This window comes from Arthrobacter citreus, from assembly GCF_038405225.1.
GTDB lineage: Bacteria > Actinomycetota > Actinomycetes > Actinomycetales > Micrococcaceae > Arthrobacter_B > Arthrobacter_B citreus_A.
In genome coordinates this window covers 3,414,552-3,429,465 of the sequence record NZ_CP151657.1, presented here as the reverse complement: position 1 = coordinate 3,429,465, position 14,914 = coordinate 3,414,552, and the positions used below count along the sequence as shown (strand labels likewise).

At 63.2% G+C, this 14,914-nt stretch carries 10 protein-coding genes; all 10 read left to right on the top strand.

Annotated elements, in window-relative coordinates; all coding sequences use genetic code 11:
- Positions 1-37: 37 nt before the first annotated feature.
- Positions 38-1,708, top strand: coding sequence for a murein biosynthesis integral membrane protein MurJ (gene murJ / locus AAE021_RS15870; protein ID WP_342023262.1), 1,671 nt, complete (start codon positions 38-40; stop codon positions 1,706-1,708).
- 212 nt (positions 1,709-1,920) lie between these two features.
- On the top strand, positions 1,921-3,492 hold the full coding sequence (locus tag AAE021_RS15865) for a discoidin domain-containing protein (RefSeq protein WP_342023261.1): 1,572 nt from the start codon (positions 1,921-1,923) through the stop codon (positions 3,490-3,492).
- Positions 3,493-3,682: 190 nt separating this feature from the next.
- Positions 3,683-4,708, top strand: coding sequence for a thioredoxin-disulfide reductase (gene trxB / locus AAE021_RS15860; RefSeq protein ID WP_342023260.1), 1,026 nt, complete (start codon positions 3,683-3,685; stop codon positions 4,706-4,708).
- 25 nt (positions 4,709-4,733) lie between these two features.
- Positions 4,734-5,060 carry a thioredoxin gene (gene trxA / locus AAE021_RS15855; RefSeq protein WP_104053463.1) on the top strand — a complete coding sequence of 109 codons (327 nt, stop codon included), beginning with the start codon at positions 4,734-4,736 and terminating at the stop codon, positions 5,058-5,060.
- Positions 5,061-5,071: 11 nt separating this feature from the next.
- Positions 5,072-6,283, top strand: coding sequence for a peptidoglycan-binding protein (locus AAE021_RS15850; protein ID WP_342023259.1), 1,212 nt, complete (start codon positions 5,072-5,074; stop codon positions 6,281-6,283).
- A gap of 452 nt (positions 6,284-6,735) precedes the next feature.
- Entirely contained in the window at positions 6,736-8,097 is a 1,362-nt protein-coding gene (locus AAE021_RS15845; RefSeq protein ID WP_342023258.1) for a nucleotide sugar dehydrogenase, read from the top strand.
- 38 nt (positions 8,098-8,135) lie between these two features.
- Positions 8,136-9,137: a GDP-mannose 4,6-dehydratase gene (locus AAE021_RS15840; RefSeq protein WP_342023257.1), complete on the top strand. Its 1,002-nt coding sequence runs from the start codon at positions 8,136-8,138 to the stop codon at positions 9,135-9,137.
- Positions 9,138-9,182: 45 nt separating this feature from the next.
- The gene (locus tag AAE021_RS15835) at positions 9,183-10,808 is read left to right on the top strand and encodes a polysaccharide deacetylase family protein (protein WP_342023256.1); all 1,626 of its coding nucleotides are present in this window, start codon (positions 9,183-9,185) and stop codon (positions 10,806-10,808) included.
- A 17-nt stretch (positions 10,809-10,825) separates the two neighbouring features.
- A complete protein-coding gene (locus tag AAE021_RS15830; RefSeq protein ID WP_342023255.1) occupies positions 10,826-11,575 on the top strand; it encodes a hypothetical protein in 750 nt (249 codons plus the stop codon).
- Between the two features lie 66 nt (positions 11,576-11,641).
- Positions 11,642-12,868, top strand: a complete 1,227-nt coding sequence (locus tag AAE021_RS15825; RefSeq protein WP_342023254.1) for a glycosyltransferase family 2 protein — start codon at positions 11,642-11,644, stop codon at positions 12,866-12,868.
- The last annotated feature ends 2,046 nt before the right edge of the window (positions 12,869-14,914 follow it).

Here is a 14,914-nt window from a genome sequence, read left to right as displayed (position 1 = left end):
AATCACTGCCCGGTTGAAGTGAGAGCATAGGGACACGATGGCCGAAAACACTATTGCTCCCAGCACTGCGCGCTCAAGCGCCGTCATGGCAGCCGGAACCCTCCTTTCCCGTGTCCTTGGCCTTGTCCGGACCGCACTGTTGGCTGTTGCCATTGGCAACACCGGCTTGGTGTCGGACATCTTCAGTTCCTCGAACGTGCTGCCGAACTTCATCTATCTGCTCCTCGCCGGCGGCATCTTCAATGCCGTGCTGGTCCCGCAGATTATTAAGGCCAGCAAGCGGCCGGACCGCGGGCGGGAGTTCGTCTCCGCCATCATGACCCTGAGCCTGCTGGGGCTGGCCGTCGTGGCGCTGGCGGCAACCCTTGCCGCGCCCTGGATCCTGCCGGTGGTGACACAGCTGACGGAGGACCAGCTCCCGCTGGCCACAACGTTTGCCTATTGGTTGTTCCCGCAGATCTTCTTCTACGGCGCGTACGCCGTGATCGGCCAGACGCTCAACGCCAACGGCCGCTTCGGGGCGTACATGTGGGCGCCGGTGGTCAATAACATTGTTGCCATTGCCGGCATTGTGCTGTTCATCGTGCTGATCGGCCGCCAGGAAACGAACAGCTTCTCGCCGGATAACTGGACCACGTCCGCCACCGTCCTGTTGGCCGGAAGCACCACGCTGGGCATTGTGCTGCAGGCCGCCGTGCTGCTCATCCCCCTGCGGAAGCTCAACCTGGGGCTGCGGCCCACGCTGCGGATGCGCGGGATCGGCCTGCGGCAGACCGGCAAAGTGGCCAAGTGGACCATCATCACCATGCTGGTGGGCAACGGCGCCTACATTGTCTACACGAACGTGGCCACCATTGCCTCGGCCGCCCGCCCCGCTTATGCCGCAATGAATCCGCCCGAAGTCATTGCGGGGCAGCTGAACCTTGAGACGGCGTCCATGTTCTACATGATTCCGCACTCCGTCATCACGCTGTCACTGGCCACGGTGCTGTTCAACCAGATGTCCCAGGCCTTCACGGAGAAAAACCTGGACGCCGTACGGGCTGCCGTCTCTTCCGGCCTGCGCGCCATCGGGGTGGCGACGGTTTTCTGCTCCGCGGTCCTTGTGGTGCTGGCCGGGCCCATCAGCATGTGGCTCAGCGGCGGTTCCACGGCCTCCGCCGCCGTCCAGGGCCAGGTCCTGGTGCTGCTGTCGGTCAGTGCTCCCTTCCTCAGCGCCACCTTCCTGATGAACCGCGCCTTTTACGCGGATGAAGACGGAAAAACGCCCATGATCATGCAGATCATCCTCTCCGTCTTCGGCGTTGCCCTGGCGCTGGGTGCCGCAGCCCTGCCGCCCAACCGCATTATTTTCGGCCTGGCCGTCGCCTATTCCCTGGGCAACGTGGCGGGCGTGTTGATCAGCCACATCTTCCTGACCCGGAAACTGGGTCATTACGGTGCGGGCAGAATCTTCGATGTGCATGTTCGCATCACGGTTGCCGCCCTGGGCTGCGCCGTCGCCGGATCCGCGGCGCTGGGGCTGCTGGGCGGTTACTCCGCTGACGGATTCGCCTGGCAGTCGCTGCTCGGCTCGCTGGTCACCCTGCTGATCTGCGGCTCGCTGATGGCCGTGTCGTACTACTTCATGCTGCGCGCCCTGAAAGTCCGGGAACTGGATGCGTTCCTCGCTCCGATCCTCGCCAAGGTCCGCCGCCAGGGCAGCTAACCGCGTCACCGGAACCAGAACCGGGCAAGCTGCGGTTTCTGCGTAACAGGCACGCGGGCGCCGACTCAGGGTTTGGCATTGGGCGCAGGTAGCATGGGTAATAAGGCATGCTATGGAGTCTCGTCGTTTAATTAGCAGCAGCCATCAGACCAGCAGCAAGTCAGTCCGCAGCACATTTAACGCACCAATTGCCGTTTCCATGGGAGGAACACGTGCCACAGCCGGTAGACGCAGGCTCAACCCTTGGGGGCCGCTACAAAGTGACCGCACAGGTTTTGGCCTCAGCGGAGAATGATCTGGTCCTCGACGGAGTGGACCAGGTACTGAACCGTGCCGTGAGTATCCTCCTCGCAGCACCCGAAAACACCGCCCAGGTCAGTGCCAGCGCCCGCGAGATTGCCACCGGCGAGCGGGCCAGCAACGTGCAGATCCTGGATCTCGGCGTCAGCGACGGCCGCACCTACCTCGTGACCAACAATGCCAACGCAGCGGACCTGCTTGACCTGGTCATTGAACGCGATGCGCCCTTTGTCGAGCCCTTTTTCACCGATACGCTCGGCTCCGAAATTTTCGGGATGCCCCGCTCCCGCGAGCCGGAAACCCAGGATGAGGACCGGTACGTTGACGAGCCCGTGGAACGCGCTCCCCGGAAACCGCTGATCTCCGGCCGCCCGCTCCCCAAACTGCCCAAGTTCGGCCGTGCAGGTGCCGCCGCCGGCGCCGGCGGGACCCTCACCGGTGCCGAGGAAGCGGCCGCAGCCCGCGACCTGGAGTTCGGAGACGCAGCGGACGCACCTGCCGAAGCAGCCACGGGGGCCGCCAACATGCCGCCGCCCCCCACCGCCAGGCCCCTCTCAGGCCAGGCAAAGGCGCCGGCCACCGGCCAAACCCCCAAAGTGTCACGCTGGACCGAAGACGACTATGTTTCGGACGCACCCGCCGGCACAAACACCGGGGAATCCGTTCCGCCCTCCCGCAGCGCCCAGGAAGAAGCCCCCGAGCGCCGGCCCTCAAACTTTCCCAAATCCGCCCTTGCCTCAAGTGCCGCCACCGGTGACGCCGGCAGCGGCAATGACGAAGATTACGAGACCTACGAGGATTACGACGACGACGACGAGGCCGGCGGCGGGCGCCGCACCATGGGCCGCGTCCTGGTGGGCGCGGTGCTGACCGTGGTCCTGGTGGCCGCCGTCGTCGTCGCCGCCAACACCCTGGGCAAGCTTGGCGGGGAAACTGCTGCGCCGGTCGCCGAGCCCACGCCAACGGTCAGCGCCCCCGCGGAGGCTCCCTCTTCAGACGCTCCCGCGCCGGCAGCGCCCGCAGCGGCGCCCATCGGGGTCAGCCGCCTGGTTCCGGAAAATCCCGGGCTCGACGCGGAAAACGACGGGGCGCTGCCCCAGATCCTGGACGGCAACCCGGCTACCTATTGGTCCAGCTACGTGTACGCCAACGACGCTTTCGGCGGCCTTGCGCCGAACCTGGCGCTCGTGGTCGAGCTGGAGGAGGAATCAGCCATCAACAAGATCGACATCAGCCAGCTCAACGGAACCGGCGGCAGTTTCTCGGTCCTCCTGAGCGATTCCCCAAGCCTGGACGGGGCCACCCCCGTGGCCGAGAGCGGTTTCACCGGTCCCACCACCAGCATCCAGGTCCCCAAGGTGGACGGCGAAGCGGCAACGGCCAAATACGTGATCGTGAACTTCACGCAGCTGCCGCGCCTGACCGGTGGCCTTCAGGCCCAGTACCCGTGGGGCCTGCGCATCGCGGAAATCGCAGTCTCATAGGATTACGGTCTCCGGCTCCCCGGAGCGGTGCCCTGCCGTGTCCGGCACGGCACCGTGCGGAATAAGCTGGAGCCCGTAACGGTTGTGCCCACTGATCCCGGAGTAACCAAACGGAATCCCGGTTGAGCGGGATTCACCAGGATTACCGCCGGATCGAGAGAGTTTTCAACAGGAAGAGGAACACCTAACCGTGAGCATCGAAACCCCAGCAGCCGCCGACGGCGTCCGCGACGTCATCATTGTCGGTTCCGGTCCGTCCGGTTACACCGCGGCTGTGTACACCGCCCGCGCCAACCTCAAGCCGCTGCTGATCGCCAGCTCCGTCACGGCCGGCGGTGAGCTGATGAACACCACCGATGTGGAGAACTTCCCCGGCTTCCCCGAAGGCGTCATGGGCCCGGACCTCATGGCCCAGTTCGAGAAGCAGGCTGCCCGCTTCGGCACCGAAATCCTGTTCGAGGATGTAACCGCCCTTGAGCTCGAAGGCGACATCAAGAAGGTGACCATCGGCACCGGTGAAACCTTCCTGGCCCGGTCCGTCATCATCTCCACCGGTTCGGCCTACCGTGAGCTGGGCCTGGAGGACGAAAAGCGTCTGTCCGGCCGCGGCGTCAGCTGGTGTGCCACCTGCGACGGCTTCTTCTTCAAGGGACAAGACATCGCCGTCATCGGCGGTGGCGATTCCGCCCTCGAGGAGGCCCTGTTCCTGACGAAGTTCGCCTCCACGGTGACCGTGGTCCACCGCCGCAACACGCTGCGCGCGTCCAAAATCATGCAGGACCGTGCCCTGTCCCACGAAAAGATCCGCTTTGTCTGGGATTCCGAGGTCGTGGGGATCCACGGCGAGGACAAGGTGACGGGCCTGCGCCTGCGCAGCACCGTTGACGGCGCCGAGTCCGACCTCGCGGTCACGGGCGTCTTTGTCGCCATCGGCAACGACCCGCGCACCGACCTCGTCAAGGACCAGCTGGAACTGACCAGCGAAGGCACCATCGCCGTCGCCGGCCGCACGTCCAAGACATCGCTGCCCGGCGTCTTTGCCGCCGGCGACGTTATCGACCCCACCTACCGCCAGGCGATCACCGCCTCGGGTTCGGGATGTGTGGCGGCCATCGACGTCGAGCACTATCTGGCCGATCTCGGCGATGCCGTCGAGACCGCCGCGGAAGTTCCCACGCCGCCGGCCGAAGCCGTTTCCGAACACGCAGCCCTCTAATTCCAGAACCTGTTAGGAGCACAACATGAGCAACGCAAAAGATGTAACCGACGCTTCCTTTGGCGCCGATGTCCTCACCGCCGACAAGCCGGTCATCGTGGATTTCTGGGCGGAATGGTGCGGCCCCTGCCGCATGCTGTCCCCCATCCTCGACGACATCGCGGCGCAGTACGCCGACAAGGTCGACGTGGTGAAGGTCAACGTTGATGACAACCCGGCCATCGCCGCCAAGTACGGCATCACGTCCATTCCCGCCGTTTATGTCTTCCAGGGCGGTGAGGTGGCCGCAACGTCCATCGGCGCCAAGCCCAAGCAGGTCCTGGAGCAGGAATTCGCGGCGTTCCTGAAGTAGAGACACACACCATGCACTCGGCAGGAGAAACCCTGCGGAGGATGGATGCCGGCCGGCACGTCGTATCGCTTCGCGAAGCGTTGCTGCGTGCCGGCATCTCCATGTCTTACCTGGCTCCGGACTCCGTTAACAACCCAACCCTTTTTGACGACCACGTCGACGCCGCCGTGCGCTCCTTCCAACAGAGCCGCGGACTGATTGTCGACGGCGTTGCCGGACCGGACACTCAGCGCGCCCTGGCGGACGCACAGTTCCGGTTTGGGGACCGCACGCTGGCGTTCGTTGAAGGCGAACCTCCGGCGCACGGTGATGATGTTGCCGAGCTCCAGCGCCACCTCTCCCACCTGGGTTTTTACTATGGCCACATCGACGGCGAATTCAGCGTGCGCACCCGGTATGCCGTGGCCGAACTGCAGCAGAATCTGGGAATCCCGGGCACCGGAGTCTGTGACGAGGCAACCATGCGGGCCATGTCCCGCGTCAACCGCGCCATCACGCCGAGCCAGGCCTTTGCCCTGCGTGATTACGAGCGGTTGGACCGCTCCACCGCGGCGCTGCGCGGACGCTTGATCGCGCTCGGCACCGGGATGTCGGAACTGGCCTCTCCCCACGCCGTCGAACGCCTGACGTCGGAGCCGCTGACGGAGGCCCTCGTCGCAGCGGACATCGGCCGGCGGGTGGAACGGATCCTGCACGAATTCGGCGCCCGGGTGGTCAGGCGTTCCTCCGTGTTCAACGCAGAGACGTCCCACGGGATGGAGCGCGACGGCGAACGGGTCCCCAGCCTTAACCTGGATCTCCACTGTGACTGGCTCAACCAGGAAGCAGCCTCCGGCATCGCAGCGTTTTACTGGGGCCTGCCGGGCACCGGCGAGGCACGTTCCCCCATTGGCCACCGTGCCGCCATTCTCCTGATGAAGGAACTGGCTGCGCGCACGGGATTGGACAGCCTGGGCGTCCACGGACGGACCTGGGACACCTTGAAGCTGCCCGGCATCCCCTCAGTGGGCTTGGACCTGGGATACCTGAGTAACCGCGGCGACGCGGAGCGGCTCGCTGATCCGGTGTTTCGGCAGACTGTGGCCGATGCGATCGTCATCGGCATCCAGCGCCTCTACCTGCTCGAGGAAGAAGACCAGCCAACGGGCACTCTTGCCCTGGACGACGTCATTCGTTTCAACCCCGTGGAGGAGCCGGAGGAACGGCGCGTAGCCGGACTCTAGCCATACCCCAACCAACAACAGCGGCGGCGGCATCTCCTACGGGAGGTGCCGCCGCCGCTGTTTCACGTGCACCGTATTTGTTCCCGGGAACACCAATTAGGCATTCGCGCGCAGCTCCGCACTACTTGTCTTTTCCAGCACCCAAGGACCGCGCTAGGTGTCCTGCCGAGAGTTACCGGCAGTAGAACCAGTAGCTGTTACGCGTGCCCCTGAGCAGGCACTTTCCTAGCCTGAACTGGTCGATTCGGACACCAAAGTCTAGCCAGAGGCTGCGGAGCATCAGGGCAGCAATCATCTGCCGTGCTCCGGGCCCAGGTTTGAATTTCCTGCCACTGCCCTAACCAGCGGCATATGCCCCTGCCCACCGGCAGGGCCCCGGTCGGCACCTTCGTGTGGGTCATCCACACGATGGATGACCATTTTTTCTTTGACCAGACAAGGGGGGTCCGGCTGTGACTCTGCAAGAAGCACCTTTCCATTTGCCGGAAACTGCCGTTAACACCATTTCCCGCCTGAAGGGCCTGGACGCCGCTGAAGCCGCACCGCCGGCTGCTCCCGGCTTCAACTTCGACGTAGCCGTTGTCGGCATGGGGTACGTCGGGCTTCCGACGTCCCTGGCATTCCGGGAAGCCGGGTACCGGGTCCTTGGACTCGATGTCAGCGAACAGCGGCTGCAGATCATCAGGGACCGCCGGGCGGACCTCCTGGAGGGCGACCGCGACCGGCTGGAACGTGCGCTTGAGGACCCCGCATTCGCGCTGACGTCCGATTCCACCCTCCTTGCCTCCGCCGCCGCCGTCGTCATCGCCGTGCCCACCCCAGTGGACAGCTACCTGGTGCCGGACCTTTCCATCCTGCGCAGCGCCTGCGCCAGCGTCGTAGCCCATGCCGTGCCGGGCCAGCTCCTGGTGCTGACGTCCACGAGCTACGTGGGCAGTACCCGGGACCTCCTGGCACAGCCCCTGGAGGAACGGGGGCTGCGCACGGGAACCGACGTGCATGTGGCCTTCAGCCCCGAGCGCATCAACCCCGGCGTCAGCGACTTCAGTCAGGAGGAGGTTCCCCGGGTGGTGGGCGGTATTACTGCAGCCTGCGGCCACCGCGCCGAACTGCTGCTGGGCAAGTACGTTCCCAAGGTTCATTTGGTTCCCACCGCGGAGGCAGCGGAAATGACCAAACTGCTGGAGAACACCTTCCGGGCCGTGAACATCGCGCTGGCCAATGAGTTTGCTGACATCTGCGGTGCCCTGGGCATTTCCGTCATGGACGTCATCGATGCCGCGGACACGAAACCGTTTGGCTTCATGCGCTTCACTCCTGGCCCCGGTGTGGGCGGCCACTGCATTCCCTGCGATCCGCATTACCTGCTCTGGCAGCTGCGCAGCAACCGGCTGCATGCACCTGTCATCGAACAGGCCATGCAGGACATTGCGGCACGGCCCCGGCATGTGGTGGACCGGACCCGGAAGATTCTTTCGGACCGCCAGCAGGGACTCTCGGGAGCCCGGGTCCTGGTTGCCGGCGTCGCATACAAGCCCGACGTGGAGGACGTGCGTGAATCCCCGGCGCTGGAAATCCTGGCCGAACTCAGGCACGAGGGCGCAACGGTGGCCTACACCGATCCCCTGATCCGTCGGATCCACAGCGGAAACACCGTGCTGGAATCAGTCTCCGACCCCGCGGCCTTCGCACCCGATCTCGTCATTATGCACACCGGCCACACCGGCTTCGACCTGGGCTGGCTTGCCTCTGTTCCGGTCGTGCTCGACACCACCTACAAACTTCCGGCCGCGGCCAACACACAGCCGCTCTAACCTCCACCAAACCGTTTCTTCATAGGGGAAAACCACACATGAAAACAGCTATAACCGGCGGCGCCGGATTCATTGGCAGCCATCTCACCGAGTATCTTCTCGCCGCGGGCGACGAAGTGGCCGTCCTGGACGACCTCTCCACCGGTTCTCTCGAAAACCTTTGCGGAGTGATGGACCACCCCCGTTTCCGCTTTGTCGAGGGCACCATCCTGGACCGCAGCGCCGTCGACAGCGTGATCGCCGGCGCGGACCGGGTTTTTCACCTGGCAGCCGCGGTTGGCGTAAAGCTCATCGTTGAAGACCCGCTCACCAGCCTGCGGACCAATATTCACGGCACCGAAGTGGTCCTGGACGCCACGCTTGCCGCCGGCGCCGTCCTGCTGCTCGCCTCCACCTCCGAGGTGTACGGCAAGAATACTTCGGATTCCCTCTCGGAAGAATCCGACCGGATCCTGGGCTCGGCGCTGAAATCCCGCTGGACCTACGCCGCGGCCAAGGGCATTGACGAAGCCTTCGCCTATGCCTATTGGAAGGAATACGGGCTGCGGGCAGCGATCGTCCGTTTGTTCAACACTGTTGGTCCCCGGCAGACAGGACGGTACGGCATGGTGGTGCCCAACCTGGTGGGCCAGGCACAGCGCGGGGAAGCCTTGACCGTTTTCGGCGACGGACAGCAGACCCGGTGCTTCTCCTACGTTGCCGACGTGGTGCCGGCACTGGTTCGCCTTGCCGAACACCCCGATGCCTATGGCAAGGCGTTCAACCTGGGCGGCACTCAGGAGGTTTCCATCCTGGATCTGGCCAAACGGGTCGTGGAACTCCTGGACAGCCCGAGCACCATCAGCCTCATCCCCTACGAGCAGGCCTACGCATCCGGTTACGAAGACATGCGCCGCCGGGTGCCGGACAACACCAAGGCCCGCAACCTGGTGGGATTCAACCCCACCACCACCATTGATCAAATCATCACGAACGTGGCCACGGGTTCCCCGGCGGGAATGGTTCGAAACAGCAGCTCACCCCAACTCGCCGGAGCATAGGACGGCGGCCGCAGACAGGCCGCCCAATCTAGAAAGAACCAATACATGGGTACCACGCACGATTCATCCGATTCCCCCCGCGGGCCTCACATCCCGGCGCACCGGAAACCGAAGCGCTCCCTGCAGAACGCAGCTGCACTGCTGGTCCTGGCCCTGCCGGTGTCCTTTCTCCTCTTTGGCGGGCAATGGCTTGCCGCAGCGGGGCTGGGTCCCGACAACGACGGCACCCGGGGTGTCGTCGAGGTCCGGGACCTTGAGGCTGAGGAAAAAATGCGGGTGGCAAAGGAGGAAACCCTGGCCCGGGAAGCTGCCGCCGCCGAACGCGAAGCGGCGGCAGCCCTCGCTGTCCCTGCCTATATCCCGGCAGAGCCGATGGGCATCACGCCGGGACAGACCGTCGTGTCCCTCACCTTTGACGATGGGTTCAGCGGACAGGAACCCGCGGCGCAGATACTGAGCGCTGCCGGCCTCAAGGGAACCTTCTACCTGAACTCCGGACTGCTGGATGAAGCAGGATCCCTGACCCTCCGGCAGGCCAAGGAGGTTGCCCTGGCCGGTCATGAGATCGCGGGCCACACCTTCTCCCACCCGGACATTGACACGCTGAGCCTGGAGGAGGCCAAACGGGAGATCTGCCAGGACCGGGAGAATCTGCTGTCCATGGGTTTCCAGGTGACCAATTTTGCCTATCCGTTTGCCTCCGGCGCAGCGGTGACATCACTCGTCCAGGAATGCGGGTACAACACCGGACGCGGCCTTGGCGGAACGTACAGTGACGGTTGCGCGGGTTGTCCGCAAACCGAGTCGCTGCGCCCCGACGAGCCCAACCTGCTGAAAGCACCGCAGCAGGTGGAAAGGGACTGGACCCTGGCCGATCTGCAGGACGCCGTCACTTCCGCCGAGGCCGAGGGCGGCTGGGTCATCCTCACCTTCCATGGATTGTGCCCCTATCAGTGCGACTGGATCGACATTGATGAACAGCTGTTCAGTGAGTTCGCCACTTGGCTCGCTGAGAGAACAGCGACTCAAAACACTGTTGTGCGGACGGTTCAGGAAGTTATCGGCGGCCCACTGTTGCCACCCGTGGAGGGGCCTGCCGCCCAGCCTGTCCCGCGCGGAGAAAATGCCATCAAGAATCCCGATCTGGAGCAGTGGACCGACAAGGCTCCCACCTGCTGGATCCAAGCCGGGTATGGCACCAATCGGGCTGAATTCAGCAAGGCCCCTGGAGCCCATGGGTCCATCGGCGCCCGCACCAACATGTTGAGCCACCACGACGGCGACGCCAAGCTCGCATCGAAACAGGATCTCGGCGCCTGCGCGCCGGCGGTGGAGCAGGGGCGCCGGTACTCCCTCCGGGCTTCGTACACCTCCGATGTCCGCACCCAGTTCAGCGTCCACTACCGGGACGAAATGGGCGAGTGGCATTTCTGGGTCGCCAGTCCGTTCCTTGAGCCCAGCAGCGATTTCTTGTCCGCGGAATGGACCACTCCCCCGGTGCCGGACGGCGCCGTCGCTCTCAGTTTTGGTCTGGCCCTTAGCGACGAGGGTTTCCTCGTCAGCGATGATTACGGGCTGTATGACGCGGAGTTCGCCCCGCCGGTGCCGGCCACCCAGCCTGTGCCCAGCGGCGGAGCCGCCCAGCCAGGAAAAGGAAGCGGGGCCGGATGACGAGACGCAGGAAACAGATGGCATCCATTGTCACCGCGCTGGTCCTGACCGGCGTTGGCTGCGCTTCAAATAACGGTTCAGGCAATGCCGGCGATGAAGAAGCAGCGGAAGATAAATATCCCTGGCATACGGACATCGTCGCAACCACCTTTTGGGTCGGAGAGATTCATGACCCGGATGCTCCCGACGGAAGCCAGGTGCGTTCCGCCTATGACAGTTTCTGGTTGGAGAGTTATGGCGGCTGCGACGGACGGATCGTCGACGAAATCTGTGAAACTGAAGAACGGACCGAGGCCGAAAGCTGGCTGCCCCGGCACATGACTCCGCTGGAAAACCCGTTCTATCTGGATTTGCCGTTCGATGACGTCAATAACCCCCGTGCCTTTGCGATCAGAAGCTACGTCATTCCTTGGGCCAACGACCCGGGTTTTGCGGGCCGGGAGCGGGACCAGAAATTCAGTTACATGAAGAACCGCTGGGTGAGAATCACCAAGGACGACCGCGAGTGCTACGGCCAGATCCAGGACGCCGGGCCAACTCTTTACGACGACGACAACTATGTCTTTAGCGAGAACGATGCCAGACCGGCCAACACCGATTACAACGGTGCCGGCATGGATGTTTCACCGGCACTCAACGGCTGCCTTGGCTTCGAATCACTCAATGGTGCCAATGACCGGGTCAGCTGGCAGTTTGTGGACGATGAGGATGTCCCTGACGGTCCCTGGCTGGAAATCGTCACCACCAGGCAGGTCCAGCATGGCTAGCGACGTGAACGACCACTTAACACCTTTTGGGGGTAGGTAATGGAACCATGGGCCATACTGGTCATCTTGCTGCTGATACTTGGCATCAGCACGCCCTTTTGGGCGACCATCGGACTGCTGCGCCGGGTCGGGGAATGGCAGAACAAGTCCGCCCCTGAACACCTGGCCCGCCTCGGGAGGAACACCGTGGTGCCCGGCCAGGTTGCGGTGCTCATCGCTGCGCATAACGAGGAGCTGGTTATTTCCGAAACCATCTCCTCCGCGTTGACGCTGGTGCCGGCATCAAACATCCATGTCATCTCGGACGGTTCAAGCGATGCCACAGCTGAGATTGCGCTGCGTGCGGGAGTGAACTGCCTTGAGCTGTCACCCAACCGCGGAAAGGCCGGGGCTTTGGCCGCGGGGATCGATCACTTTGATCTCGCCTCCAACTACGAAGTGGTGCTCCTGTTGGACGCCGACACCCGGCTCGCGCCGGATTACCTGGAAACAGGGCTGCCCCTGTTTGCGGCGCCCGACGTTGTTGCCGTGGCCGGGCGGGCCGTGTCTCTTCCACCCGGCGGAGGGCACGGGATCATTGGCCGCATTCTCCTCGGATACCGGGAGCGCCTTTATGCTGCCGTGCAGGTATTGATTAAATACGGGCAGGCTTCGGAACGGGCGAACGTGGTGAACATTGTGCCCGGCTTCGCCAGCATGTACAGAACGAGGGTCCTGTCCGAAATCGACGTCGCGGCCCCGGGACTGCTCATTGAGGACTTCAACATGACGTTTGAGGTCCATGCCAAGAAGCTCGGGAGGATCGAATTCCACCCCTCGGCCGCTCTCGCCTATACCCAGGATCCCGACAATCTCAAGGAGTACGTGCGCCAGGTTCGCCGATGGAGCTTGGGCTTCTGGCAAACGGTCCGCAGGCACGGACTGCACAGGGGCCGATTCTGGGCGGTGCTCCTGATCCACATTGTTGAGTTGATCTCCGCGAGTCTTGTCCTTATTTTGGCTGTCCCCATCGTCATCCTGTCGCAGCTGACCGACGTATCCCTGCTGCGCCCCGTCGACCTACTTATTGGCGTAGTGCTGCCTGATTTCCTCCTGACGGTATTCGCTGCCACCGTCCTTCGGCGGCCGGTGCTGCTGCTGTGGGGTTTGGCGTTCCCCTTGATCCGCCTCCTGGATGCCGGAGTCTGCCTTATCACGCTGGTCCAGGCGTGGACCAGAGCGACAACCGGAGTATGGGTGAGCCCCACCCGCCGGCTGCAGCCGACGACGGAGAGGGCATCACTGGCCAACTGAATCCGGCCTTCAGGCAGGGGCCATGCATGCCTGCTCCACCCGACCTTTTCCTGTGCCGCTGCGTGGTGGGCCCGGCTGTTCTATCGACGGTCCTGGTCCAGGCACGCTGTTCCCAGCGGGCCCAGATTTTGTGGCCCTGCAAGTCAACCAGCGGCCAGGGAGTGAGCGGGTCGAAGTTGAAAACATTGACGACCTGGATGGGCCGGCCACATCGGTGACAACCACACGTGCCGGTGCCTCCAGCTAATTGGGAGGCACCTGCGGAATGGTCGAAGCCTACTGAGCCTTCCGAATATCCTCCGGGTTCTCGAGAGAGCGGGGCTGGTAGGTTCCTGGAGGCCGGTTCGGCGTCAGGAAAGGCGTTGGTGCCATTTGAGGGGCATGGCTCGGGGGAAGACATAACGGGTATGCGTTCCCCGTTCGTTGCCAAATGCTGCAACAGGAATGCTTGGTGCTCGAACCGTTTCACCCCTTCCGGACCTCCACACCTGAATACAACAAAAGGGAGCAAGCAACGCACCTCCTCCTCTTCTCCGCTGCCACCGCCCCGCAGCTGACATCAACCGACGCCGAACGCATGGTCGGTCGAGCATGCCCCAAAGGTGCACGGATTCCGTAAGGGGTGAGTACTGATTTGTTTCCTTTGATCAGGCAGGACGAAGGCGCCGAACACAACGGTGCAGAACAAAGCTGCCGCAGTTATGTGGACTCCCTACCCGTCTAGCCGGGGTCTCCCAGCAGCAGGCGGTAATCCATTTCCTGTAGGCGGGCACGCTGACCGCCTGCAGCTCCTGAGCGTATCGTCGGGCCATCAACACAGCCGGGGGTCGCGGCCGCCGACAGACGCTGGTGGGCTTCGACTTGCTGGCTGGACACTGCAAGGTGTGCATGGGCTGACTGGTCACGACACGGTCAGGCTGGGCAGGGCAAGGTTGATTCGGTTCGGGGACCGGGAGTCTGAGGTGCGCGCAGATGGCGCATGATCCTAGCGGTGGCGGCTTTCCGCAATCCGCACGAACCTGCACTCAGGTGCCGGCTATGCCGGGTGTATTTCTTGTGTTTCCCGTGAAACGACTCGCTCACTCACAGCCACCCCACCTAGCAACTGAGTGGCCCGTCTTGCCGTCAAGGTACGAAGAGCATCTTCACAAGCGCACAGCGACCAGGATGCAGGGCTGAGGACAGAGTCTTAGCGCTGAGGACAGAGCCTTAGCCACGTCGGGCACAGTGGGATCTGAAAGAGATTGCCCTGAATCGGGAGGCGTGTTTCACGTGAAACGGATCCGGCGGGTATCCGGTTTCCTATCGGCGTAGTTTTACGGAGGAGATAACAACGAACCCTCGTGGCTCCACGACACCGCACGCCGAGGGCGCTTAGTGACCTTGGAGTCGACACAACGCGTGACACGGTAGCGTCACCGCGCGACCTCCACGCACAACATTCACGCCTGCCCAAACGACGGAACACCGTAGGTCTGGCCGCCTCCAACCCGAGCCCTTGAGCCGACGAATCGCTGGGCGTAGGAGCCATAGGGAGTACCCGGCGAGACGGACTAGAAGTAAGTCCGCCTGTCGTCGAAGCCGGACCATACACTGTCCGGCCGGTATCTACAGGCGAACCTCCCGCACCAGTTTCACGTGAAACATCTAGTCTGGCAGATTCAAACAGGAGCAAACCTGTAGAGAGCATACCGCTCAGGTACGTGCCACCGTACTGACGCCTATTGGGTACCCGCTCGACGATGACCTCGAATTCCGAGTATCCAGGCACCTACACCTCACATGTCTCGTGCATTCCTAACCTATCGGAACCGCTCCTGCATTTGTCTTGTGGTGCCCAGTCTGGTGCAGAGACATTGATTCAAGCCCGAAATAGGAACACGGGTTGCCCGAGGTCCAGGCATGTGGAGCCCGAAGGCCACCCATGCGTACTGTTCTCGGTTGAAACTTATCCAGGTATTTTGGAGCACATAGCAACCACAATCACCGCCCCTTACAAGGGCCGAGGACTTGCCCTGGACGGGCCGAAGTCGTTTCACGTGAAAC

Bases quoted from the DNA above. Each gene is read 5' to 3' on its own strand.
- murJ (WP_342023262.1), top strand. From the start codon at position 38: ATGGCCGAAAACACTATTGCTCCCAGCACTGCGCGCTCAAGCGCCGTC.
- trxA (WP_104053463.1), top strand. From the start codon at position 4,734: ATGAGCAACGCAAAAGATGTAACCGACGCTTCCTTTGGCGCCGATGTC.
- AAE021_RS15850 (WP_342023259.1), top strand. From the start codon at position 5,072: ATGCACTCGGCAGGAGAAACCCTGCGGAGGATGGATGCCGGCCGGCAC.
- AAE021_RS15840 (WP_342023257.1), top strand. From the start codon at position 8,136: ATGAAAACAGCTATAACCGGCGGCGCCGGATTCATTGGCAGCCATCTC.
- AAE021_RS15835 (WP_342023256.1), top strand. From the start codon at position 9,183: ATGGGTACCACGCACGATTCATCCGATTCCCCCCGCGGGCCTCACATC.
- AAE021_RS15830 (WP_342023255.1), top strand. From the start codon at position 10,826: ATGGCATCCATTGTCACCGCGCTGGTCCTGACCGGCGTTGGCTGCGCT.